The sequence below is a fragment of the Amycolatopsis sp. NBRC 101858 genome, assembly GCF_030269325.1.
In the GTDB taxonomy this organism is placed as follows: domain Bacteria; phylum Actinomycetota; class Actinomycetes; order Mycobacteriales; family Pseudonocardiaceae; genus Amycolatopsis; species Amycolatopsis ponsaeliensis.
This window is the reverse complement of the sequence record NZ_BSTD01000005.1, coordinates 978,247-1,000,883: the sequence shown is the minus strand read 5'-3', so window position 1 is coordinate 1,000,883 and position 22,637 is coordinate 978,247. Positions and strand designations below refer to the sequence as shown.

Below are 22,637 nucleotides of genomic sequence, written 5' to 3'. Positions count from 1 at the left end.
TCAATCGCGTCGGCGGTACCCCTCTTCGGTCGTAGGCTGATCGCATGACAACGGGGTTCACGGTGTTCGGCACGGCGCTCGGGCCGTGCGGGCTGGCGTGGCGGGACGACGTCGTGATCGGGACGTCGCTGCCCGACGGCGACTTGCGCGCCCGGCTGGCTCAGCGGTTCCCGGACGCCGTCGAGGGCCCGCCACCGGCACCGGTGCGGGCGGCGGTCGACGGGATCGTGGCGCTCCTGGCTGGCGCGCGTGAGGACCTGACTTCGGTGTCGCTGGACTTCGCGGGTGTGCCGGAGTTCAACCGCCGCGCGTACGAGATCGCGCGCACGATCCCGCCGGGCAAGACCCTGACGTACGGCGACATCGCGCACCGGCTGGGCATGCCGGGGTCGGCGCAGGCGGTCGGGCAGGCGATGGGGAACAACCCGTTCCCGATCGTGGTGCCGTGCCACCGCGTCCTGGCGGCGGGCGGCAAGGACGGCGGGTTTTCGGCACGGGGCGGGGTCGCGACCAAGCGCCGGATGCTGGTGATCGAGGGCGCGCTGGCGGACGAGCCGACGTTGTTCTGACGGCGGCGGCGCATTCGCGGCCTGCTCGCCGGGGCGAAGGCAGGCCGCGAACGGACGACACGCGTACCCAGACAGTCGGCTCGCGTACCCAGGCGGTCGGCTCGCGTACCTGGACCGTCGGCTTGCGTACCCAGGCGGTCGGCTCGCGTGCCTGGACCGTCGGCTTGCGTGATTCCAGGGTCAACTCGCGTGATCCAGGGGTCGACACGCGTGATTGGGGGGTCGACGCGCGGGTCAGGCGGGTTGGGGCTCGGGGGTCCAGGGTTTCATCCACGGGGTCTCCGGCCAGCCCTCCGCCGCCGCCATCAGGGGGATCGCCGTGGCGCCGTCGACGTGCTCGCGGATGATGTCCGCGTGGCCCGCGTGGCGGGCCGTCTCCTCGATCAGGTGCAGCAGGACCCAGCGGACCGACCACGCCGCCACGTCCTGCGGGTACCACGGCACGCCCTTCGGCACCGGGACCGGCTGCCCGAGGTCTTCGATCCCCGCGATCACCTCCGCCGTGCGGGCCGCCACCTCGTCGTAGCGGGCCAGCACGCTCGCCAGCGTCTCGTCCGCGCCCAGGCTGTACGCCGCCTGGTACTCCGCCATCGCCTGGTCGAACGGCTTCTGCGGCAGCTGCAGCAGGATGTCGATCCAGCCGTCCTCCGTCGAGGCCACGTGCTTGACCAGGCCGCCCACCGACAGCGAGCTCTTCGTCGGCGTGAGCCGGGCTTGCTCGTCCGTCAGCCCGTGGGCCGCCACCTTCAGCACGTGCCGCTGCTGCTCCAGGTACCGCAACAGCCCGTCACGCTCGTCGGCCACCGGGGGCACGTTTCCCGCCATCGAGATCAGCTCCTTCGCGCTCGTCCCCGGAATCGTGCCACCCACCACCGACATTTCCGGCACAAACGGCCAAGAGCCGCCTCGCCGCGATCGCGAGCGCGCCGCGGTTGCCCGACAGCGCCGCCTGGGCGTGACCGGCCGGGCGATCACGTCAGCCGTGGGCGCGCTCGAGCGGGACGGGCTGCTGCGACCGCCGCGCGAGCCTGCTGGCCGTCACCGACGCCGGCCGCGACCGGCTCGAAGAGCTCCGGCACGGGCACGCCGACGAGACGTTCAGCGTGCTCGACCCGGCCGAGCGCACGACGCTGCTGGAGCTGCTCAGCCGCCTCGAGGCGCATGTCGGGGCGCAGGCTTGATGAAGGCGTACGCCCCGCCGAGGCCGTAGAGGACGGCGCGCACCACCTGCTCGACCCGGCTGACCACGCCTTCGGCCGTGTCCAGCTGCCGCGCGAGCACGAGGGCGGCCCAGGTGACCAGCACGACCACGAGCCCGGCGACGGCGAGCGCGCGCCAGCCCGGCGGCCACCAGAGGATCAGGCTGACCACACCGGCCGCGAGCACGACGGTCGCCAGCGACGAGAGCAAGACGCTCCGCTCCGGGTAGGCGGCCTGCAGCAGCGCGACCAGTCCGAACACGCTCACCGAGATCGAGCTGAGCCGCGCCGTCCACTGGACCGGGCCGAGCCGGTGCAGCGGGGGCCCGGCGAGCAGGAACGCGACCCCCGAGACGGCCAGCAGCACGCGGAAGACCGGCGGGCCGGTCAGCAGCGCCTCGACCGGGTCGTGCACCGGGGAGACGCCCGTCGGGAGGAAGAACTCCAGGAGCCATCCCGAATACGCGAGGACGGCCAGTCCCATGAGGAGGGCCGAGGCGATCCGAGCCGTGCGCACGTGGCACACATTAAGCGACCCCGGCCACCTCGGCCGCACCACAGTGATCAGATCGATCGAAGCGTTATGCCTGCGGACGGACGAAGGGGAACAGGACCGTCTGGCGGATCGAGGCCCCGGTGAGCATCATCAGCAGCCGGTCGACGCCCAGGCCGAGCCCGCCGGTGGGTGGCATGCCGTGCTCCAGGGCCAGCAAAAAGTCGTCGTCCAGCTCCATCGCTTCGACGTCGCCGCTCGCCGCGCGCAGCGACTGCGCCTCCAGCCGCCGCCGCTGCTCGATCGGGTCGGTGAGCTCGGTGTAGGCGGTGCCGACCTCGGAGCCGAACGCGATGAGGTCCCAGCGCTCGGCCAGCCGCGGGTCCTCGCGGTGCTGGCGGGTGAGCGGCGAGACGTCGGTCGGGTAGTCCGTGTAGAAGGTCGGCAGCACAGTCGCGCCCTCGACGAGGTGCTCGAACGCCTTGAGCACGAGGTCGCCGTGGCTCGGGTCCTCCCCCACCGGCACGCCCGCGGCGAGGCACAGCCGGCGCAGGTCGGCGACGGACGTGCCCGCGTCGATCCGCTCCCCGAAGGCCGCCGAAACGGCGTCGTGCACGGTGATCACCGGCCAGTCGCCGGAGATGTCGTGCTCGACGACCTTGCCGTCCGCGCCGGGCCGGCGCACGACCTGGGCGCCGTACGCCGCTTCGGCCGCGTGCTGGACCAGCTCGCGCGTCAGGGTCCGCATCGTGTCGTAGTCCGCGTACGCCTGGTACGCCTCGAGCATCGTGAACTCGGGGTTGTGCGTCGCGTCGACGCCTTCGTTGCGGAAGTTCCGGTTCAGCTCGAAGACGCGCTCGACGCCGGCGACGCACAGCCGCTTCAGGTACAGCTCGGGCGCGATCCGCAGGTACATCCGCATGTCGTAGGCGTTGATGTGCGTGACGAACGGGCGGGCGTTGGCGCCGCCGTGGACCGTCTGCAGCATCGGCGTCTCGACTTCGAGGTAGTCGGCGTGGTGCAGCCGCTCGCGGACCGCGCGGACCACTGTGGACCGCAGGCGCAGCATGTTCGTCGAGTCCGGGTTGACCGCGAGGTCGAGGTAGCGCTGCCGCACCCGCGTCTCCGGGTCGGTCAGGCCCTTCCGCTTGTCCGGCAACGGGTGCAGGCACTTCGCGGTGACCGTCCACTCGTCGACGAGCACCGAGAGCTCGCCCCGCTTCGACGTCACGACCTGGCCGCTGACCCCGACGTGGTCGCCGAGGTCGACGCCGGTCCGCCAGCCCGTGAGGTCGAGCCCGCCGGCCTCCAGCATCAGCTGGATCTCGCCGCTGAAGTCCTTGACGCGCGCGAAGCACAGCCCGCCGAGCGTGCGCATCGCCAGCACGCGCCCGGCGATCCGGACGCGGTGGCCGGTGGCGCTGTCCGGCCGCAGGTCGCCGAACTTCCCGACGACGTCGCCGATGCGGTCGTCCCGGCGGAACCCGACCGGGTACGGGTCGATGCCGGCCTCGCGCAGCTTGGCGAGCTTGGCCATGCGGACGCGGACCTGCTCGGGCCGCCGCGCCGGCTTCGCCGCCGGGACCGCCGCGGACTCCTCGATCTCCCGGACGCGCGCGACGAACTCGTCGCCGACCGTCTCCAGCCGCAGCGCCCGCGACCGTCCGGTCGGGACGAACCCTTCGAGCGCGCCCGCGACGATGCCGACCCGCGGGAGCCGCCGCGCCGAGGAGTAGCAGAGGAACCGCGGCTCCCAGTCCGGCCCGTACTTGGCGTTGGACCGGTACAGCGACTCCAGCTGGAAGAACCGCGACGCGACGCTGAGGACGCCGCGCCACGCCCGCAGCACCGGACCGGCGCCGATCCGCTCGCCCTCGGAGAAGACCGCGCGGAACATCGCGAAGTTGAGCGAGATCCGCTGCGCGCCCAGGTGCTGCCCGGCCGCGACGACCTCGGCGATCATGTACTCGTTGAGGCCGTTCTCGGCGTCGCGGTCGCGGCGCATCAGGTCCAGCGAAAGCCCGCGCCGTCCCCACGGGACGAACGACAGCAGGCCGCGCAGGTCGCCGCGGGCGTCGTAGGCCTCGACCATGACGCTGCGGCCGTCGCTCGGGTCGCCGAGCCTGCCCAGCGCCATCGAGAACCCGCGTTCGGTCTCCGCGCCGCGCCAAGCCTGGGCGCGGGCGAGCAGCTCGGACATTTCGTCGTCGGGGATCTCGCCGTGCCGGCGGACGCGCGAGGTGTAGCCGGCGCGCTCGATGCGCTTCACGGCCTGGCGCACCGAGCGCCGCTCGGGCCCGGCGAGGCTGAACTCGCGGATGTCGAGCACGGCTTCGTCGCCGATTTCCAGGGCACGCAGGCCGGCGTCGGTGTACACCTTCGCGCCGCGCTCGCTCGCCCCGAGCACGCCCGGCGTCCAGCCGTAGGTGCGCGTCTCGTCGAGCCACGCGCGGACGGCGTCCGGCCACGCCTCGGGGTCGCCGACCGGGTCGGCGCTGGCGACGCTGGTGCCGCCGAGCACGCGGTAGGTCACCGCCGCGCGGCCGTTCGGCGCGAAGACGACGCTCTTGTCGCGCCGGGTGGCGAAGTAGCCGAGGGAGTCGTCTTCGCCGTGCTGGGCGAGCAGCTTGCGCACGCGAAGCTCTTCTTCGTCCGTCCGCAGGCGACGGCTGCGGACGCCGCGGAAGAGCATGTACAGCGCGGCGGTGGCGACGGCGGTCGCGCTCAGGTCGATGAAGACGTCCAGCCAGGGCGGCCCCTCGCCGACGCCGATCCGGCGCAGCTGCAGGTTCTCACCCGTGGCGTGGTTGACGACCCAGGCGAAGCGCTCCCACGAGTCGCCGAGGTGGCCGGGGAACGCTTCCGCCAGTCCCCAGCCGACCAGGACGACCGCCGCCAGCCCGCCGAGGAGCATGGTCAGGCCGTCGCGCCAGGCGCTCGGCGCGAGCCGGGCGGGGAACGCCTTGCGCAGCGCGAGCAGGAAGAAGATCAGCGCCACCGACAGCACGTCGGCCGCGGTGAGGGCCCACAGCTGGACGGGGATGTGCCGGACCTGCTTCGACCCCAGCGAGAGCAGCTCGGGCGACCACAGCAGCGTCGCCTGCAGGGCCAGGGTCAGGACCAGCCCGACGACCTGGAACAGCACGAGCGTGTAGAGCGCGGCCTTCTTGCGGCGGCGCAGCGCGGACCCCAGCACCACCAGCAGCAGCACCATCACGAGGCTCGCGCTGGTCGGCACGCTCAGGCTCGAGAACGCCATGTCGATGCCGTTGAGCAGGCGCCCGTGCGGGCCGTTGGTGAACAGGAGGAGCACCGAGAAGACCGCGGCCAGCTGGACCACGGTCGCGACGATGCCGCCCGCTTTCGCCTTCCAGGCGGGGAGGCGCGGGCGTGTGCTCGCGAGGGTTCCCATCGTTGCTTTCGTCGCCTTTCGCGGCCGATCGGTCGTCATGCCCTCTTCTTGACGTAAGTGAACCCGGGTTGGTTGTCCACGGACATCAACCTGAAGGCTGACGGCGAGTGGTCCCCGAGGGTGTGAAGCTTGTCGCACGCGGTTGGGAGGCGTCCGGGAGCGTGTCACGCTTTGGGACACCTCTGCTCCACGACCCGGGGACCTCACCGAGGCCTCGAGGGAAGGACGGTCGACGACGATGTCTGCTGCCACCGCGAACGGGCCCGAAGAACCGGCCCCCTACGGCACCGGATCCGCACCCAAGCCGGCTCCGGGCCGGAAGGTCCGCGTCCACCACCTGCGGGAACTCAAGGAACGCGGCGAGCCGTGGCCCATGCTCACCGCGTACGACATGTACACCGCCGCGCTGTTCGACGAGGCCGGGATCCCCGTGCTGCTCGTCGGCGACTCCGCGGCCAACAACGTCTTCGGCTACGACACGTCGCTGCCGGTGACGGTCGACGAGCTGCTGCCGCTGGTGCGGGCCGTCGCCGGCGCGGTCAAGAAGGCCCTCGTGGTCGCCGACCTGCCGTTCGGCTCCTACCAGCTCTCGCCGGAGCAAGCGCTTGCGACGTCCGTGCGGTTCATGAAGGAGGGCCGCGCGCACGCCGTGAAGCTCGAAGGCGGCCGGCGGTTCGCCGCGCACGTCGAGGCGCTGACGTCGGCCGGCGTGCCGGTGATGGGCCACATCGGGTTCACCCCGCAGAGTGAGCACAACCTCGGCGGCTACCGGGTGCAGGGGCGCGGCGAAGCGGCGGACGTGCTGCTCGCCGACGCGCTGGCGCTGCAGGAGGCCGGGGCGTTCGCGGTGGTGATGGAGATGGTGCCCGCCGAAGCCGCCAAGCGCGTCACGGCGGAGCTGAAGATCCCGACGGTCGGCATCGGCGCCGGCCCGGACTGCGACGCGCAGGTGCTCGTCTGGCAGGACATGGCCGGGCTGCGGCGCGGGAAGGCACCGCGGTTCGTCAAGCGCTACGCCGACGTCGCGACGGTGCTGCAGAACGCGGCGACGGCGTTCGCGGAGGACGTCCGCCGCGGCGAGTTCCCGGCACCGGAACACGCTTTCCACGACTAACCCCGCTCCCTGAACCGCTCGGCGAGCGCCGGGTCGTTCTCCCACCAGAGTCCCGATGTCGATGCGGCGCCCGAAGCGGCTTCTTCGTCCAGCTGGACGTCGATCTGCTTCGCGCGCCGCTCGTCGTCACGGGCCCAGCGGACGAACAGCGCCACCACGAACGGCAGGCCGGCGACGTCGCCGCCGATCCACAGCACGCCCGCGCCGATGATCTGGTCCGTGCGCGGGTCCGGCCCCCGGCCGGGGTGCGCGGCCGCGTAGTGCGCCGGCGCCAGCAGCGGGCCGAGCCACAGCACCAGGCCGAGCGCGCCGTCGAAGATCACCTCGGTGAACGCGATCCACACCGAGACCAGGTGCGGGTCGTTCCGCGGCGTCGGGTCGAGCCCGAGGCGCGTCCAGAAGTACGTGAACCCCGCGAGCACCAGCGCGAGCCGGACCAGGCCGTCGGCGACCGGGGAACGCAGGGTGAGGTCGTAGAGCGGGGTCAGGTAGAGCACCAGCACCGGCACGACCAGGGCGAGCGTGACGACCGGCGGGAACGTCAGCGCCCGCGCCACCTTGCCGCGGCCGTGCTGGCGCAGCCACCGCGCTCCGACGGTGTCGAGCAGCAGCCGGATCGGCGAGCCCAGCGCGAGCAGCAGGGGCGTGACCATGAGCAGCGTGGTGGTCTGGACCGCGCGGACCCAGAAGAACGTCGTGTCGTAGACGGCCAGCGGCGAGCAGGTGACGAGCACGATCGTCACTAGTCCGGCGAGGAACGCCACCGTGCGGCCGGGCGGCCAGTCACGGCGGCGGGCGGCACGCACGTAGAGCGTGCCGAGGACGAGCACGGCGAGGACCGCCGGGGCGTCGAACGTCAGCGGCACGTCACACCGCGAAGAAAATCAGGCTGCCGATTCCGGCGACCACGCAGTAAATGGCGAACGGGGTCAGCGTGCGCGTTTCGAAGTATCCGGTGAGGAACCGGACAGAAATGTACGAAGCGACCCCGGCGACGACACTGCCGACGAGCGCCGGCCCGAGCGAAGCGTGGTTCTCCGGGGCGAACAGCGTCGGCATCTTCAGCACGCCGGCGGCGAGGATCACCGGCGTGGCAAGGAGGAACGCGAAGCGGGCGGCGTCTTCGTGGCCGAGCCCGCGGCGCAGCCCGGCGACCATCGTGATGCCCGAGCGGCTGATGCCCGGCAGCAGCGCGAAGATCTGCGCGGCACCGATCAGGACCGCCTCGCCGACCCGCAGCTTCGCCAGCCGGACGTCGGTCCGCTCGTCGACCGAGACCGCCCGCATGACCAGGGTCTCCTCGGTGGAGAAGTCCACAGTGTCCGCTTCTTCCGGGGGCTTCTTGCGGGAGAACTTCTCGGCGGCGTAAAGGACTCCGCCGTTGAGCGCGAGGAAGATCGCCGACGGCACCGGCTTGCCGAGGAAGTCGCGCAGCAGGCCTTCGAGCAGCAGGCCGGCCAGCCCGACCGGGATCGTGGCGAGCACGAGCAGCCACGCGAGGCGCTGGTCGGGCGTGCGGACCTCGCGGTGGCGCAGCGACGTCCACAGCCCGCCGATGATCCGCACCCAGTCCTTCCGGAAGAACAGCACGAGCGCCAGCGCGGTGGCTACGTGCATCGCGACGAGCACCGCGAGGTACGGCGAATCCTTGCCGATGCTCAGGTCCTGCTGCCACTGCCCGCCGAGCCAGGCGGGCAGCAGGATGCTGTGGCCGAGACTGGACACCGGAAACAATTCCGACACCCCCTGCAAGGCGCCGACGACAATCGCCTCGAGATAGGTCACCGCGGACATTCCGAGCCTTTCCGTACCACTTTTCGAAACCTCGACACCGGAACGTACCGGCCCGTTCGTTAACCACCGGCAAGGGGCACGGCCGCGCTCAGCGTCCTCTCAGCGGGTGTTCACGTACATGAACTTCAATCATGTCCTTGACTGACGTTCGGACCTTGGCTTAGCGTTTAGCCCGTCGCCGCCACGACGAAGCTTCGAACCTCGACGAGGAGGACGGATATGCGTGTGCGGACCACCGGCCGTTGTGACCACACCGACGGCGTCGCCCCTCCTCGTCCGGACGTCAGCCCCGGCTGACCCGCGGACTGGGAGCCCGCTCAGCCCGGCGGCGGGGGCGGGCTCCCACCTTTCTTGGCCGTCGTCCCGGCCCCTGGCGGCGGGGTGTTGGGACGACGGCCAGGACCCTCCGGCACAGTGAGTGCCATGGACGAGCTCTACCCGCCGATTCCCCCGCGTGCCGAAGGGTTCCTGGACGTCGGCGACGGCCACCGGATCCGGTGCCAGGAGGCGGGCAACCCGGCCGGGAAGCCGGTCGTGGTGCTGCACGGCGGGCCCGGCAGCGGGATCGCGCCGATGGCGCGGCGGCACTTCGACCCCGCGGCCTACCGGATCGTCCTGTTCGACCAGCGCGGCTCCGGGCAGTCGACGCCGGGCGCCGACGACCTGCGCGCGAACACCCTGTGGCACCTGGTTTCCGACATGGAGAAGCTGCGCGAGCGGCTCGGCATCGAGCGCTGGCAGCTCTTCGGCGGTTCGTGGGGCGCGACCCTCGCGCTCGCCTACGCCCAGACGCACCCTTCGCGCGTCAGCGAAATCATCCTGCGCGGCGTCTTCACCGTGCGGCGGAGCGAACTGGACTGGATCTACCGGGGCGGGGCCGCGAACCTGTACCCGCGCGAATGGGAGGCCTTTCTGGCGCCCATCCCGGCTTCACTGCGGGACGACCCCCTCGCCGCGTACGCCACGCTGCTCGAAGATCCGGCCGAGGAGGTCCGGCACCGCGCGGCGGTCGCGTGGAGCACCTGGGAGGGCGCGACGGTTTCCGTGCAGCCGCAGGAGTCCTTCGTCCGCCAGTACGCGGAACCGGCGTTCGCGCTGACGTTCGCGCGGCTCGCCGTCCACTACTTCCGCCACGGCGCGTGGCTCGAGGACGGGCAGCTGATCCGCGACGCGGGCAAGCTCGCCGGCATCCCCGGCGTGATCGTGCAGGGGCGGTACGACACGGTGTGCCCGCCGACGACGGCGTACGAGCTGCACCAGGCGTGGCCGGGTTCGGAGCTGAAGCTGCTCGAAGGCGCCGGGCACGCCGTGACGGACCCGGGCGTGCTGGCCGCCCTGCGCGCGGCGACGGACTCATTCCGCCAGTAGCACCGCGAACACCTTCTCGAGCTTCCTCGCGAGGACAGCTTCGTCGGCGCGGTTCAGTTCGGTGCTGCCGATGAGCGTGCGCATCACCCAGAACCCGGCGATCACCGCGAGCACCAGCGCCGGACCCTCGGTGTTGGTCTTCACCGGGAGAACGTCGGTCAGGTGCTTCTCGACGTGCCGTTCGATGCCCGCGCGCAGGATCTCGGCGGCCCGCGGGTTGGGGGCCGACCGCAGCATCAGGAGGAACGGGTCGAGCTGCCCGGCGCCGGGGGCGGTGCGGCGCACGAGCGCGGCCGCGATGTCCGCGGCGAGCGTCGCGGGGTCGTCGGTGAGCACCGTCCGCTCGGCCATCGCCGCCTCGACGACCTCGGCGAAGAGGCCTTCCTTCGAGCCGAAGTAGCGGTTGACGAGCATCGCGGTGACCCCGGCGGCCTCGGCGATCTCGCGCACGCCGACGGCGTCGTACCCGGCCCGGGTGAAGGCTTCGAGCGCCGAGTTCAGGATCGCTTCCCGGGTCGCGGCGGCGTTGCGGGGTCTCATGTATACGAGTGTAGACTTGAGCTAAGTCTACAGGTGTATACCTCTTGGGAAGGTGCTTCATGGATCTCGAAATCGCTGGTAAACGCGCTCTTGTCACTGGCTCCAGCGCCGGTCTCGGTGCCGCGATCGCCCGGTTGCTGGCGGCGGAAGGCGCTTCGGTGGTGGTGCACGGCCGGGACGCCGCCCGTGCTTCGCGGGTCGCGTCGTCGATCGGCGCGGCCGGGGTGGCGATCGGCGACTTGTCGACCGACGCGGGCGCGGACACCGTGGCGTCGGCGGCCGGGGACGTCGACATCCTGGTGAACAACGCCGGCTCGTACGACCACCTGGGGTGGACGGACGCGACGCCGGCGGTCTGGGCGTCGACGTACGAGGCCAACGTCGTGTCGGCGGTCCGGATGATCCACCGGTGCGTCCCGGGCATGCGGGAGCGCGGCTGGGGCCGGGTGATCCAGATCGGCGGCGGGCTGGCGATCCAGCCGATGGCGATGCAACCGCACTACACGGCGACGCTGGCGGCGCGGCACAACCTGGCGGTGTCCCTGGCGCGGGAGCTGGCGGGGACGGGCGTGACGTCGAACGTGGTGTCCCCGGGGGCGATCCTGGTGGACTCGGTGCGCGAGCTGCTGACGTCGATCGCGCCGTCGCAGGGGTGGGGCACGTCGTGGGAGGAGATCGAACGCGGGGCGGCCGAGGAACTGGTCCCGAACGACGTGGGCAGGCTGGGCCGCCCGGAGGAGATCGCAGCGGCGGTGGGGTATTTGGCGAGCCCGGCGGCGGCTTACGTGAGCGGCGCGACGATCCGGGTGGACGGTGGCACGATCCGGTCAGTGGCCTAGAGCCGGCCGCCCGATGCCGTGTCGCCGGACAGGCGCTGGGCCAAGTACACCGGGACCGTCGACACCACGATCAGCACCGCCGCCACCACGTTCACGATCGGGGCCTGGTTCGGGCGGAACAGGTTGTTGTAGATCCAGATCGGCAGCGTCTCCATGCCCGTGCCCAGGGTGAACGTCGTCACGATGATCTCGTCGAACGACAGCGCGAACGCCAGCAGCCCGCCCGCCAGCAACGCCGACCGCAGCATCGGGAACGTCACCAGGCGGAACGTCGTGAAGCCCGTCGCGCCGAGGTCCATCGATGCTTCCTCCAGGCTGCCGCCCATCCGCCTCAGCCGCGCGACGACGTTGTTGAACACCACCACGATGCAGAACGTCGCGTGCGCGATGATCGCCGTCAGCAGGCCGAGGTTGATGCCCAAAATGGTTCTGAACGCGTTGTTCAGCGCGATGCCCGTCACGATCCCCGGGAGTGCGATCGGCAAGATGATCAGCAGCGACACCGGGTTCCGGCCGAAGAACCGGTAGCGCTGCAACGCGAACGCCGCCATCGTGCCCAGCACCAGCGCGATCGCCGTCGCCGCCAGACCCGCCTCGACGCTCGTCCACAGCGCGTTCAACGCACCCTCGTTCGACGTCGCCCGGCTCCACCACTCCAGCGTGAACCGGGTCGGCGGGAAACCGAACGTCGTATCCGCGTTGAACGAGTTGAGCAGCACCACCAGCAGCGGGAAGTAGATCACCGCCAAGCCGAGCCCCAGCGCCGTCCACAGCACCACCCGGGAGGTCCGCATGCCAGGCTCCTAGAGGTTGTCGAGCGCACCGGTGCGGCGCACCGCGGCCAAGTACACGAGCATGATCACGACCGGCACCGTCGCCACCGTCGCCGCGAACGGCAGGTTGTTCGCCGCGCCGATGTTGTCGTAGACGACGTTGCCGAGCATCTGCGACGTGCCGCCGACGATCTTCACCGCGATGTAGTCGCCCAGCGACAACGAAAACGTGAAGATCGAGCCCGCGACGATCGCCGGGAACGTCAGCGGCAGGATCACCGAGCGGAACGTCCGGAAGGAGCGAGCGCCCAGGTCACCCGACGCGTCCACCAGGGAGTCCGGCAGCCGGTCGAGACCCGCGTAGATCGGCAGGATCATGTACGGCAGCCACAGGTAGGACAGCGTGATGATCGTGGCGGTGACGCCGTAACCGGGCGAAAGCCAGCTCAGCGCGCCGTTGCCGGACAGCATCGACCGCCACGCGTACGCCTTCACCAGGTAGCTGGCCCACAACGGCGTCATCACCGCGATCACCAGGATCCGCTGCGCCCGCGGGGAAGCCAGCTTGGCCATCGCGAACGCCATCGGGAACGCGATGACCGCGTCGATCACCGTCACCAGCGCCGCGATCCCGACCGTGCGGAAGGTGATCGTGCGGTAGACCGCGTCGCTGAACAACGTCGTGAAGTTGTCCAGCGACCACTCGATGACGACCTGGCCGGTGAACGCGTCGGTGTGCCAGAACGCCGTGACGAACAACGCGGCCAGCGCGCCCAGGTAGGCCAGGCCCAGCCAGAGCAGCGGGGCCGAGAGCAGGAAACCCAGGCGCAGCCGCGGTTTCCGGTAGAAGAACGCCGAGAGCGCGGTCATGTCAGCCCTTGATCTCGGTCCAGGCCTTCGTCCACTCGCCGTAGTCCTTGCACTTGACGTCCGTGCGGCCGTCGAGGCACTGCGGGATCGGCGTGGTCCAGTAAGCGATCTTCGACGCGTACGCCGCATCGCTGGCGTGGTAGGTGTCGCAGAGGGTCTTGTCGGTCATCTCCGCGCACGCCTTCGTGTTCGCCGGCGCCTCGCCGAAGTACTCGGCGACCTGGGCGTTGACCTTCGGGCTGATGATGTAGTCGAGCCACTTGTACGCGCACGTCTTGTGCGCCGACTTCGCCGCCACCATCCAGGTGTCCGACCACCCGGTCGCGCCTTCGCTCGGCACGGCCGACTCCAGCGGCGCGCCCTCGCCCTTGGTCAGGTTGACCGTGACCTGCCAGGCGGTGCCGACGACGGCGTCGGCGTTCTTCAGCGCCTGCGACTCCTTGAGGTAGTCGGACCAGTACTCGCTCACCAGCGGACGCTGCTGCTTGAGCAGGTTGACCGCGGCGGTGAACTGCTTGTCGTCGAGGGCGTACGGGTTCTTGATGCCCAGGTCCGGCTGGTGCGTCATCAGGTACAGCGCGGCGTCGGCGATGTAGATCGGCGAGTCGTACGCGATCACCTTGCCCTTGTAGGGCGAGTTCGCGTCGAACATCACCGACCACGACGTCGGCGCCGGCGTCACCTTGTCGGTGCGCCAGGTCAGCAGGTTCGCGCCCCAGCCGTGCGGGATGCCGTAGGAGACGCCGCCGACGCTGTTCCACGACTTGTCCTTGAGGAACGGCTGGACGTCGGCGTAGTTCGGCACCAGCGCGGTGTTCACCGGCTCGGCGTCCCCGGAGGCGACCAGCCGCAGCGACGCGTCACCGGAGGCGGACACGACGTCGTACTGCCCGGTCTTCATCAGCGTCACGGCCTCGTCGGAGGTCCCGAACGGCTTGACGTTCACCTTGCAGCCGGTCTGCTGCTCGAACGGCGTGACCCAGTTGACCTTCGGGTCGTTCGAGCCGTTCTCCGCGTACCCCGGCCAGGCCAGCACGTTCAGCTGTCCTTCCGGCTGCCCGAGCGCCTTCAGCGCCTCGAGCTTCGGCGGGGTGAACCCCTGCGCGCCGGGCGGCGCGGCGGAGTTCGAACCCGACGTGCCACATGCAGCCAACAGCAGGCTAGCGCCGAGGAGCCCGGCAAGCCGCGTCTTCCTGTTCTTCATGGCAAACCCTTCACTGACCCGGAACCTGGAAACTGTGTTCTTGGCGCCAGCTGAGCCGGACGCGGCCGTCCGCCAAAGCGCCGTCCGTGTTCTGCCGGACGACCGAAAGCTGTCCCCCGGCGTCGAGCGCGACGGCGTACCGCACGGTCGCGCCCGCGTAGACGACGTCGGTGATCGTGCCGGTCGCGCTGGTGTCCCCCACGGCGGCGGGCTCGGACAGCTCGCCGTCGATGCGGATCTTCTCCGGCCGGATGCTGAACAGCCCCGGCCGGCCGATCACGGACTCGGCGCCGCGCCCGCCCAGCAGGTTGGACGTGCCGACGAATCCGGCGACGAACGCGCTGGCCGGCCGCTCGTAGACCTCTTCCGGCGGCCCGACCTGCTCGATCTTGCCGTCGTTGAACACGGCGATGCGGTCGCTCATGGTGAGCGCTTCGTCCTGGTCGTGAGTGACGAAGACGAACGTGATGCCGACGTCGCGCTGGATCTGCTTGAGCTCCAGCTGCATGGCCTGCCGCAGCTTGAGGTCCAGCGCGCCGAGCGGTTCGTCGAGCAGCAGCACCTTGGGCCGGTTGACCAGGGCGCGGGCGAGCGCGACGCGCTGGCGCTGACCGCCGGAGAGCTGCGACGGCTTGCGGGAGCCGTAGTCGTCCAGCCGCACGGTCTTCAGCGCTTCGATCGCGCGCTCCCGGCGTTGCTGCTTCGGGACGCGCTTCACGCGCAGGCCGTACTCGACGTTCTGCTGCACGGTCATGTGCGGGAACAGCGCGTAGTCCTGGAACACCGTGTTGACGTCGCGTTCGAACGGCGCCAGGGCGCTGACGTCGCGGCCGTCGAGCTCGATCGTGCCCTCGGTGGGCAGCTCGAAGCCGGCGATCATGCGCAGCACGGTCGTCTTGCCGGAGCCGGACGGGCCGAGCATCGAGAAGAACTCGCCGGGCGGGATGTCGAGGTCGACGCCGTCGACCGCGTGGACGTCACCGAAGTGCTTGCGCAGCCCGGAAAGCCGGATCGCGGGTCCGGCGGTTTCGTTCGGCGGCGCGGGGTCCTCCCGCGTCTCGGCAGGTGCTTGGTTCGGCATCGCCAGCCTCACAGAGCGCTCATGACGTGCTTGACGCGGGTGTAGTCCTCGAGCCCGTACAGCGAGAGGTCCTTGCCGTAGCCGGACTTCTTGAACCCGCCGTGCGGCATCTCGGCGACCAGCGGGATGTGGGCGTTGATCCAGACGCAGCCGAAGTCGAGCTTCGCAGCGAGACGCATCGCGCGCTGGTGGTCGCGGGTCCAGACCGAGGACGCGAGGGCGTACTGGACGCCGTTCGCCGACTTCAGTGCTTCAGCTTCGTCGGTGAACCGCTGGACGGTGATGACCGGGCCGAAGATCTCGTTCTGGCTCATCTCGTCGTCCTGCTTGAGCCCGGAGACGACGGTGGCCTCGTAGAAGTAACCCTCGTCGCCGGCGCGATGTCCTCCACAGTGGACGGTCGCGTGCTCCGGCAGCCGGTCGATGAACCCGGACACCTTGTCCAGCTGGGCCGCGTTGTTGAGCGGGCCGTACGCGACGTCTTCGTCGTCCGGCTTGCCGGTCTTGGTGGCCTCGGCCTGCCGGGTGAGCGCGGCGACGAAGGTGTCGTGCACCTCGTCGGCGACCAGCACGCGGGTGGCGGCCGTGCAGTCCTGGCCGGCGTTGAAGTAGCCCGCGACGGCGATGGCCTCGGCGGCCGCTTCGAGATCGGCGTCGGCGAAGACGATGACCGGCGCCTTTCCGCCCAGCTCCAGGTGCACGCGCTTGACGTCGTTGGCCGCGGACTTCGCGACCTCGATACCGGCCCGGACCGAGCCGGTGATCGACACCATCGCCGGGATGTCGTGCTCGACCAGCGCGCGGCCGGTGTCGCGGTCACCGCAGACGACGTTGAACACGCCCGGCGGCAGGAACTCGCCGGCGATCTCGGCCAGCAGCAGCGTCGACGCCGGGGTCGTGTCGGACGGCTTCAGCACGATCGTGTTGCCGGCGGCGAGCGCGGGCGCGATCTTCCAGATGGCCATCAGCAGCGGGTAGTTCCACGGCGTGACCTGCGCGCAGACGCCGACGGGCTCGCGGCGGACGAACGACGTGTGGCCTTCCATGTACTCGCCGGCCGAACGGCCTTCGAGCACGCGCGCGGCCCCGGCGAAGAAGCGGACCTGGTCCAGGACCATCGGCATTTCTTCGGCCAGGGTCAGCGCGATCGGCTTGCCGGTGTTCGCCGACTCGACGCGGACGACCTCGTCGGCGCGGGCTTCGAGCGCGTCGGCGATCTTCAGCAGCGCGAGCTGACGCTGGGCCGGCGTCGTCGCGCGCCAGGTCTCGAACGCGGTCGCGGCGACCTGCAGCGCATTGTCGACGTCCTCGGGCCCGGCGATCGGCGCGGTGCAGTAGGCGCGCCCGGTGACCGGGTCGATGATCTCCGCCGTCCGGCCCGACTTGGACTCGACGTACGCGCCGCCGACGTAGTGCTTCAGCTCCTGCACGGTGGACTCCTCCAGGTGACGGAGGCTAAAACATATAAGTCCATATGTAATAGGACAAGAGGATCAGGCAAGATTGGTGCGAACGGGTACTCGGGCGGCTGAAGGGGCACGATGCGCAAGGGCATGTCGCACAGCGCGCGGTCCGCCATGTTCGCGCCGCTCGGCCAGGTCGGCCGGGCGGAAGCGGTGGCGGCGCGGCTGGTCGACGCCATCACGCTCGGCCTGCTCGCCGACGAGGAGCAGCTGCCCAGCGAAGCCGACCTGGCCGCGCAGTTCGGCGTCTCGACCGTGACGGTCCGGGAAGCGCTCGTGGCGTTGCGGCAGCAGGGGCTCGTCGAGACGCGGCGGGGGCGCAGCGGCGGCAGCTTCGTCCGCGCGCCGACCAACCCGCCGCCGGACGAGTGGCGCTCGCGGCTGCGCGAAGTGTCGCTGTCCGACCTGCGCGACGTCGGCGACCACTACCTGGCGATCGCCGGGGCCGCCGCCAAGCTCGCTGCCGAACGCAGCTCACCCGAGGACGTCGCCCGGCTGCGACTGGCGACCGACGACCTCCGTACGGCACACGGCATCGACTTCACGCGGGCGGAGCGGCAGTTCCACCTGGAGGTCGCGGCGGCCGCGCAGTCGCCGCGGCTGACGCACGAGGAGCTCCAGCTGCAGAGCGAGCGCGGCGGGCTGCTGTGGCTGCCGCTCGGGGCGCACCCGCACGAGGAGCACGCGGCGATCACCGCGGCGATCGCGTCCGCGGACGGCGAGCTGGCCCGCAAGCTCACCGAGGAACACATCCTCGGGGCGCTCGACCGGCTCGCGGACGTGCACCTCGACCTGCTTGGCCCGTAAACTTCGCCCCACTCCGCGTATCGAGGTGAGCACTGTGAACGACACCCGCACGCTGACCGGCGACGAGGTCGTCGAGCAGGTCTCGGCGTTGGTGGAAGGGGTCTTCGAACGGCTGAAGCCCCTGCTGGCGGCGGCCGAGTCGGTGCTGGCGGACACGCCGTCCGCGGTGGCGTTGCACCGGATCCGGCCGCAGGTCACCGAGGCACTGGGCGGCCTGGTCGTCGGCGCGGGCTTCGTCAGCGCACCCCACGTGCTGTCGGACTCGGAGTTCGGCTTCGAGTGGTGGACCGAGGGTTCCCCGCCCGCGCAGCTGTTCATCAGCTTGGACCCGGGCGCCGAGAACTTCTTGGACTACACGCGCCAGTCGTGGTTCACGGTCCCCCGCGACACCGGGCGGCGCCACATCAACGGCCCGTACGTGGATTACCTGTGCACCGACGAGTACACGCTGACGTTCACGATTCCGGTGTTCTTGGGCGGCGCCTTCGCGGGAGTGGTGGGAGCGGACGTGTACGTGCGCGAGTTCGAGCGTGCGGTCCGTCCCCGACTGAGGTCCTTGGGGCGCGGGGCGGCATTGCTGAACGCACAGGGTCGGGTGATCGTGTCCAACAGCGTCCGCCAGCCGACGGGGTCTTTGGTGCGCGAGGCGGACGTCCCAGCGTGGTGGTCGGCTGGCGCGGAGCCGAGCCCGGTACTGCGCCGCTGCGGCGACTCACCGATCGTGCTGGTCACCGGCGGCTAAGCCTGCAACGCGACCCACAACTCCGCCCGCACCCCGGGTGAGTCGAGGTCCCGCCCCAGCAGCTCCTCGACCTTCCTGATCCGGTTCCGCAGCGTGTGCCGGTGGACGCCCAACCGCGCGGCCGCGACGTCCCAATGACCGTGGTGCTCCAGCCAGCACCTCAGCGACGTCTCCAAATCCCCCCGGCCCGTCGCATCGTGGTCGCGCACCGGTGCCAGCAACCCGCGCGCAAACGCTTGCGCCACCGTCGGCTCGATCAGGGACAACAACCCACGGCCCGTGTGTTCCGCCGCCGACACCAGGGCCTTGTCCTCCGCCAATGCCGCCTGGGCGGCCAGCTCCGCCTGCTCCAAGCCCGCCGCGAAGTCCGTTGTGGACACCGGACCCGCCAGGCCGCCGTGCAGGCCGCCGATCCGGGCCGCCGCCTCCGCCGCCGGGTCGGCCGGGCCGATCGCGACCACCGATGACCCGCGTCGCGCCGCGAAGACCGCTTCGCCCTCCAGCGCGTCGAGGAGCTTGCGGCGGGCGGCGGGCGCGCCGGCGAACGCCACCACCGACCACGGTGCGCGCGGTGGCTCGCCGCCGGTCTCGGCCAGCACCCGCAGCGCCAGCTCGGCCTGGCCGCCCACCAGCAGCTCCAGCAACCCGGACCGCAGCGCCTGCCGCGCCGCCGCCTGGGCGCGATCCTGCTCCAGCGCCAGGGAAAGCACCGAGACCGCGGTGTTCACGATGTGCCGCCCCGCCGAGTCGAGCGACGCGCCGACCGCGAGCACCCGGCGCGCGCCCGTGTCCAGGGTCTGCAGCACGACTTCCTGGCCGTCGAGCGCCACCACGCGCGTACCCGTGCGAAGGCGCTCCAGCTCTTCGCGCAGCGAAGCGCCGTACGCACGCGCGCTCGCCGGAGCCGCTTCGGTGACGGTGGTGCGGTCGAAGAGCAGCACCCAGCCGTCCACCAGCTTCGCCAGCTTCCGCAGCACCCCCGCCGGCCCGCCCTTGCCGACCGCCGTCCGGGTCAGTTCCTGCTGCGCGCGACCGATCCGGACCGTCGTCGCGTACTCGTCGGCCGCCACCGCCCGCGAAACCGCGCGGGTGATCGCGATGAACGGCGTCTCGCGCGGCACCTCCAGCACCGGCAGCCCCACCGAAGCCGCGGTCGACACGAGCGCGTGCGGGACGAAGTCGTGGCTCAGCCCGACGCCGAAGCCGAGCCCCGCCACCCCGGCCTCGACCAGCCGGCGCACGTAGGCCGGCGACGTCTCTTCGTCCAGGGCCAGCCCGGTCGTCAGCAGCAGCTCGCCACCTTCGAGGAACGCCTGCGGGTCGGTCAGCTCCGTCGGGTGGACCCAGCCGATCGGGCGGTCGAGCGCCGCGCCGCCGGTCAGCACCCGCAGCCCGAGCGGGCGGTCTGCGGCCAGTCCGGCCAGCGTGAGTGCCATAACGGCCAATTCTACGCGCCTTCTTGTACGGAAAGGCGAGCTGACGGCCGCCGCACGCGGACTCATCCTGAGGACGTCCCCCGCCCCGCGTCCGCAGGAGCACGCCGTGACCGCAACCACCACCGCCGAGCCGCAGGCCCCGGCGCCCCGGCAGCGCAGGCTGCGCACCGAGATCCCCGGCCCCGCCTCGCGCGAGCTGCAGGAACGCCGCGCGAACGCCGTCGCCGCCGGGGTCAGCTCGGTGCTGCCCGTCTACGTCACCTCCGCCAGCGGCGGCCTGCTCACCGACGCCGACGGCAATGTCCTGATCGACTTCGGCTCCGGCATCGCGGTGACCAACGTCGGGCACTCCGCGCCCGCGGTCGTCGACCGGGTCCGCAAGCAGGCGTGCTGGTTCACCCACACCTGTTTCATGGTCACGCCGTACGAGGGGTACGTCGAGGTCTGCGAGGCGCTGGCCGAGCTGACGCCGGGCGACCACGCGAAGAAGTCGGTGCTGTTCAACTCCGGCGCCGAAGCCGTCGAGAACGCCGTGAAGATCGCGCGCGTCGCGACCGGGCGCCAGGCCGTCGTCGTCTTCGACCACGCCTACCACGGCCGCACCAACCTCACCATGGGCATGACCGCGAAGTCGGTGCCCTACAAGCACGGCTTCGGGCCGTTCGCCCCCGAGGTCTACCGCGTGCCCGGCTCGTACCCGTACCGCGACGGCCTGTCCGGGCCGGAGGCGGCGGCCCTGGCCATCGACCGGATCGAGAAGCAGATCGGCGGCGACCAGGTCGCGGCGGTCGTCCTCGAGCCCATCCAGGGCGAAGGCGGGTTCATCGAGCCCGCCCGCGGCTTCCTGCCCGCGATTTCCGCGTGGTGCCGGGAAAACGGCGTCGTGTTCGTCGCCGACGAGGTCCAGACGGGCTTCTGCCGCACCGGATCCTGGTTCGCGTCCACCGACGAGGACGTCGTCCCGGACCTGATCGCGACGGCCAAGGGCATCGCGGGCGGCCTGCCGCTGTCCGCCGTCACCGGCCGCGCCGAGCTGCTCGACGCCGTCGGCCCGGGTGGCCTCGGCGGCACCTACGGCGGCAACCCGATCGCCTGCGCGGCCGCGCTCGGCTCGATCGAAACCATGCGCACCGAAGACCTCGCTTCGTCGGCGAAACGCATCGAAGGCGTTGTCCTGCCGCGGTTGCGGGCGCTGGCCGACGAGACCGGCGTGATCGGCGACGTCCGCGGACGCGGCGCGATGCTGGCCGCGGAGTTCGTGAAGCTCGGGACCACCGAGCCGGACGCCGACCTGACCAAGCGCGTCGCGGCGGCCTGCCACCGGGCCGGCGTGGTCGTGCTGACCTGCGGCACCTACGGCAACGTCGTCCGGCTGCTGCCGCCCCTGTCCCTGTCCAACGAGCTGCTCGACGAGGGTCTTTCGGTCCTCGAGCACGCTGTCCGCACGGAGGCTCGCGCATGACTTTCCCCTTCTGGGTCGCCGGAAAGCCGGTGACCGGCGGTTCGACGGCCGTCGTCCGCCACTCCTACGACGGTTCGGAGGCGGGATCGCACTTCGTACCGTCCACTTCGGACGTCGAGGCCGCGGTGCAGGCGGCGCACGACGTCGCCGACGAGTTCGCGACGCTGCCCGCGCACGTCCGCGCCGGGGCGTTGGACCACGTGTCCCGAGCCTTGGGTGAGCGGTCCGAGGAGATCGCCCAGCTGATCACGGCCGAGTCGGGCAAGCCGCTCAAGTGGGCGCGCGGCGAGGTCGGGCGCGCGGTGTCGACGTTCCGCTGGGCCGCCGAGGAAGCGCGGCGCTTCTCGGGCGAGCTGCAGCGGCTCGACACCGACCCGGGCGGCACCGGCCGGCTGGCGCTGGTCCGGCGGGTCCCGAAAGGCCCGGTGCTGGGCATCACGCCGTTCAACTTCCCGCTGAACCTGGTGGCGCACAAGGTGGCCCCGGCGATCGCCGTCGGCGCGCCGATCGTGCTCAAGCCCGCGCCGGCGACGCCGCTGACGGCGTTGCTGCTCGGCGAAATCCTGGCCGAGACCGACCTCCCGGCGGGGTCGTGGTCGATCCTGCCGGTGGACAACGAGACGTCGTCGCGCCTGGTCGAGGACCCGCGGCTGCCGGTGGTGTCGTTCACCGGCTCGGTGCCGGTCGGCTGGGCCATCCGCGACCGCGTGCCGCGCAAGCACGTCGCGTTGGAGCTGGGTGGCAACGGCGCGGTGCTCGTCTGTCCCGATTGGACGGACCTGGACTTCGCGGCGCAGCGGATCGCGACGTTCGCGATGTACCAGGCGGGGCAGTCGTGCATTTCGGTGCAGCGGGTGTACGTCCACACCGACGTTTACGACGCTTTGGCCGAGAAGGTCCTTGCGCAGGTCCAGGCTCTGCGCACGGGCGACCCGCGTGCCGACGGCGTCGATGTCGGCCCGCTGATCAACGTCGACGCGGCAGCGCGCGTTTCGTCGTGGGTGTCGGACGCGGTCTCGGCCGGCGCACGGCTGCTGACCGGCGGCGGGCGTTCGGGAGCTTCCGTCGAACCGACGGTGCTGGCGGACGTCCCGGAGGACGCGTCGGTGATGGCCGAGGAGGTGTTCGGCCCGGTGGTTTCGCTGGTCCGGGTGGCTTCGGTGGCGGAGGGCGTCGAGCGGATCAACGCGTCGCGCTTCGGCTTGCAGGCGGGGGTCTTCACGCGCGACCTGCCGACGGCGTTCGAGGTATCGGCGGCGCTGAAGGTCGGCGGGGTGCTGGTGGGCGACGTCCCGAGCTTCCGCGCGGACCAGATGCCTTACGGCGGGGTGAAGGACTCCGGCGTGGGCCGAGAGGGCCCGGCATCGGCGATGGCGGACTTCACCGAGGAGCGCGTCACGGTCCTGACGGGATTGACGCTCTGAAACCGTTCGCTCTCCTGCCCGGAACCGGCGTAGGTTCAGGGCCGGGC

20 protein-coding genes are annotated in these 22,637 nt (G+C 71.2%); 8 read left to right on the top strand and 12 right to left on the bottom strand.

Features of this window, described 5'->3' with window-relative positions; all coding sequences use genetic code 11:
* The first annotated feature begins 44 nt into the window (after nucleotides 1-44).
* Nucleotides 45-569: a methylated-DNA--[protein]-cysteine S-methyltransferase gene (locus QSK39_RS39005; RefSeq protein ID WP_285482819.1), complete on the top strand. Its 525-nt coding sequence runs from the start codon at nucleotides 45-47 to the stop codon at nucleotides 567-569.
* A gap of 234 nt (nucleotides 570-803) precedes the next feature.
* Here QSK39_RS39005 and QSK39_RS39000 read toward each other — a convergent pair whose 3' ends face one another.
* The 3 genes from QSK39_RS39000 to lysX all read right to left on the bottom strand — a co-directional run bounded on the left by QSK39_RS39000 (nucleotide 804) and on the right by lysX (nucleotide 5,673).
* The gene (locus QSK39_RS39000) at nucleotides 804-1,394 is read right to left on the bottom strand and encodes a DinB family protein (RefSeq protein ID WP_285482818.1); all 591 of its coding nucleotides are present in this window, start codon (nucleotides 1,392-1,394) and stop codon (nucleotides 804-806) included.
* A gap of 318 nt (nucleotides 1,395-1,712) precedes the next feature.
* Nucleotides 1,713-2,285 carry a hypothetical protein gene (locus QSK39_RS38995; RefSeq protein WP_285482817.1) on the bottom strand — a complete coding sequence of 191 codons (573 nt, stop codon included), beginning with the start codon at nucleotides 2,283-2,285 and terminating at the stop codon, nucleotides 1,713-1,715.
* Nucleotides 2,286-2,349: 64 nt separating this feature from the next.
* Nucleotides 2,350-5,673 (bottom strand): bifunctional lysylphosphatidylglycerol synthetase/lysine--tRNA ligase LysX, encoded by a 3,324-nt coding sequence (gene lysX / locus QSK39_RS38990; RefSeq protein ID WP_285482866.1) that lies wholly within the window; start codon nucleotides 5,671-5,673, stop codon nucleotides 2,350-2,352.
* A gap of 238 nt (nucleotides 5,674-5,911) precedes the next feature.
* On the opposite strand from lysX, the gene panB reads away from it, so the two are divergent.
* A complete protein-coding gene (gene panB / locus QSK39_RS38985) occupies nucleotides 5,912-6,787 on the top strand; it encodes a 3-methyl-2-oxobutanoate hydroxymethyltransferase (protein WP_285482816.1) in 876 nt (291 codons plus the stop codon).
* Here the strand turns inward: panB and QSK39_RS38980 are convergent.
* On the bottom strand, nucleotides 6,784-7,653 hold the full coding sequence (locus QSK39_RS38980) for a cytochrome c oxidase assembly protein (protein ID WP_285482815.1): 870 nt from the start codon (nucleotides 7,651-7,653) through the stop codon (nucleotides 6,784-6,786). The two genes, panB and QSK39_RS38980, sit on opposite strands and share 4 nt — an antisense overlap.
* A gap of 1 nt (nucleotide 7,654) precedes the next feature.
* Nucleotides 7,655-8,581, bottom strand: coding sequence for an undecaprenyl-diphosphate phosphatase (locus QSK39_RS38975; protein ID WP_285482814.1), 927 nt, complete (start codon nucleotides 8,579-8,581; stop codon nucleotides 7,655-7,657).
* Nucleotides 8,582-9,004: 423 nt separating this feature from the next.
* On the opposite strand from QSK39_RS38975, the gene pip reads away from it, so the two are divergent.
* Entirely contained in the window at nucleotides 9,005-9,949 is a 945-nt protein-coding gene (gene pip / locus QSK39_RS38970; protein ID WP_285482813.1) for a prolyl aminopeptidase, read from the top strand.
* Here pip and QSK39_RS38965 read toward each other — a convergent pair.
* The gene (locus tag QSK39_RS38965) at nucleotides 9,935-10,489 is read right to left on the bottom strand and encodes a TetR/AcrR family transcriptional regulator (RefSeq protein WP_285482812.1); all 555 of its coding nucleotides are present in this window, start codon (nucleotides 10,487-10,489) and stop codon (nucleotides 9,935-9,937) included. The genes pip and QSK39_RS38965 overlap by 15 nt on opposite strands.
* A 59-nt stretch (nucleotides 10,490-10,548) precedes the next feature.
* On the opposite strand from QSK39_RS38965, the gene QSK39_RS38960 reads away from it, so the two are divergent.
* The gene (locus QSK39_RS38960; protein WP_285482811.1) at nucleotides 10,549-11,328 is read left to right on the top strand and encodes an SDR family NAD(P)-dependent oxidoreductase; all 780 of its coding nucleotides are present in this window, start codon (nucleotides 10,549-10,551) and stop codon (nucleotides 11,326-11,328) included.
* Here the strand turns inward: QSK39_RS38960 and QSK39_RS38955 are convergent.
* Genes QSK39_RS38955 through QSK39_RS38935 form a run of 5 tightly spaced genes read right to left on the bottom strand, consistent with a single transcriptional unit; the run spans nucleotide 11,325 to nucleotide 16,686 of the window.
* Nucleotides 11,325-12,122, bottom strand: a complete 798-nt coding sequence (locus QSK39_RS38955; protein ID WP_285482810.1) for an ABC transporter permease — start codon at nucleotides 12,120-12,122, stop codon at nucleotides 11,325-11,327. The genes QSK39_RS38960 and QSK39_RS38955 overlap by 4 nt on opposite strands.
* A gap of 9 nt (nucleotides 12,123-12,131) precedes the next feature.
* Nucleotides 12,132-12,971: an ABC transporter permease gene (locus QSK39_RS38950; RefSeq protein WP_285482809.1), complete on the bottom strand. Its 840-nt coding sequence runs from the start codon at nucleotides 12,969-12,971 to the stop codon at nucleotides 12,132-12,134.
* A 1-nt stretch (nucleotide 12,972) separates the two neighbouring features.
* A complete protein-coding gene (locus QSK39_RS38945; RefSeq protein ID WP_285482808.1) occupies nucleotides 12,973-14,175 on the bottom strand; it encodes an ABC transporter substrate-binding protein in 1,203 nt (400 codons plus the stop codon).
* Between the two features lie 10 nt (nucleotides 14,176-14,185).
* Nucleotides 14,186-15,256, bottom strand: a complete 1,071-nt coding sequence (locus QSK39_RS38940) for an ABC transporter ATP-binding protein (protein ID WP_285482807.1) — start codon at nucleotides 15,254-15,256, stop codon at nucleotides 14,186-14,188.
* 8 nt (nucleotides 15,257-15,264) lie between these two features.
* Nucleotides 15,265-16,686, bottom strand: coding sequence for a gamma-aminobutyraldehyde dehydrogenase (locus QSK39_RS38935; protein WP_285482806.1), 1,422 nt, complete (start codon nucleotides 16,684-16,686; stop codon nucleotides 15,265-15,267).
* A gap of 111 nt (nucleotides 16,687-16,797) precedes the next feature.
* Between QSK39_RS38935 and QSK39_RS38930 the strand changes: the two genes are divergently transcribed.
* Together QSK39_RS38930 and QSK39_RS38925 are read left to right on the top strand one after the other, a co-directional pair.
* Nucleotides 16,798-17,526, top strand: coding sequence for a FadR/GntR family transcriptional regulator (locus tag QSK39_RS38930; protein ID WP_285482805.1), 729 nt, complete (start codon nucleotides 16,798-16,800; stop codon nucleotides 17,524-17,526).
* 34 nt (nucleotides 17,527-17,560) lie between these two features.
* Complete coding sequence (locus QSK39_RS38925) at nucleotides 17,561-18,268, top strand: cache domain-containing protein (RefSeq protein WP_285482804.1); 708 nt, start codon at nucleotides 17,561-17,563, stop codon at nucleotides 18,266-18,268.
* On the opposite strand, the gene QSK39_RS38920 is transcribed toward QSK39_RS38925, so the two are convergent.
* Nucleotides 18,265-19,704 carry a PucR family transcriptional regulator gene (locus QSK39_RS38920; RefSeq protein WP_285482803.1) on the bottom strand — a complete coding sequence of 480 codons (1,440 nt, stop codon included), beginning with the start codon at nucleotides 19,702-19,704 and terminating at the stop codon, nucleotides 18,265-18,267. The genes QSK39_RS38925 and QSK39_RS38920 overlap by 4 nt on opposite strands.
* Nucleotides 19,705-19,810: 106 nt before the next feature.
* On the opposite strand from QSK39_RS38920, the gene gabT reads away from it, so the two are divergent.
* Complete coding sequence (gabT, locus tag QSK39_RS38915; protein WP_285482802.1) at nucleotides 19,811-21,166, top strand: 4-aminobutyrate--2-oxoglutarate transaminase; 1,356 nt, start codon at nucleotides 19,811-19,813, stop codon at nucleotides 21,164-21,166.
* Nucleotides 21,163-22,590 carry an aldehyde dehydrogenase family protein gene (locus QSK39_RS38910; RefSeq protein ID WP_285482801.1) on the top strand — a complete coding sequence of 476 codons (1,428 nt, stop codon included), beginning with the start codon at nucleotides 21,163-21,165 and terminating at the stop codon, nucleotides 22,588-22,590. Before gabT ends, QSK39_RS38910 begins: the two co-directional genes overlap by 4 nt.
* Nucleotides 22,591-22,637 lie beyond the last annotated feature (47 nt).

Bases quoted from the DNA above. Each gene is read 5' to 3' on its own strand.
- QSK39_RS38910 (WP_285482801.1), top strand. From the start codon at position 21,163: ATGACTTTCCCCTTCTGGGTCGCCGGAAAGCCGGTGACCGGCGGTTCG.
- QSK39_RS39000 (WP_285482818.1), bottom strand. From the start codon at position 1,394: ATGGCGGGAAACGTGCCCCCGGTGGCCGACGAGCGTGACGGGCTGTTG.
- QSK39_RS38945 (WP_285482808.1), bottom strand. From the start codon at position 14,175: ATGAAGAACAGGAAGACGCGGCTTGCCGGGCTCCTCGGCGCTAGCCTG.
- QSK39_RS38950 (WP_285482809.1), bottom strand. From the start codon at position 12,971: ATGACCGCGCTCTCGGCGTTCTTCTACCGGAAACCGCGGCTGCGCCTG.
- panB (WP_285482816.1), top strand. From the start codon at position 5,912: ATGTCTGCTGCCACCGCGAACGGGCCCGAAGAACCGGCCCCCTACGGC.
- QSK39_RS38940 (WP_285482807.1), bottom strand. From the start codon at position 15,256: ATGCCGAACCAAGCACCTGCCGAGACGCGGGAGGACCCCGCGCCGCCG.
- QSK39_RS38960 (WP_285482811.1), top strand. From the start codon at position 10,549: ATGGATCTCGAAATCGCTGGTAAACGCGCTCTTGTCACTGGCTCCAGC.
- QSK39_RS38955 (WP_285482810.1), bottom strand. From the start codon at position 12,122: ATGCGGACCTCCCGGGTGGTGCTGTGGACGGCGCTGGGGCTCGGCTTG.
- QSK39_RS38965 (WP_285482812.1), bottom strand. From the start codon at position 10,489: ATGAGACCCCGCAACGCCGCCGCGACCCGGGAAGCGATCCTGAACTCG.
- lysX (WP_285482866.1), bottom strand. From the start codon at position 5,673: ATGGGAACCCTCGCGAGCACACGCCCGCGCCTCCCCGCCTGGAAGGCG.
- pip (WP_285482813.1), top strand. From the start codon at position 9,005: ATGGACGAGCTCTACCCGCCGATTCCCCCGCGTGCCGAAGGGTTCCTG.
- QSK39_RS38920 (WP_285482803.1), bottom strand. From the start codon at position 19,704: ATGGCACTCACGCTGGCCGGACTGGCCGCAGACCGCCCGCTCGGGCTG.
- QSK39_RS38975 (WP_285482814.1), bottom strand. From the start codon at position 8,581: ATGTCCGCGGTGACCTATCTCGAGGCGATTGTCGTCGGCGCCTTGCAG.
- QSK39_RS39005 (WP_285482819.1), top strand. From the start codon at position 45: ATGACAACGGGGTTCACGGTGTTCGGCACGGCGCTCGGGCCGTGCGGG.
- QSK39_RS38930 (WP_285482805.1), top strand. From the start codon at position 16,798: ATGCGCAAGGGCATGTCGCACAGCGCGCGGTCCGCCATGTTCGCGCCG.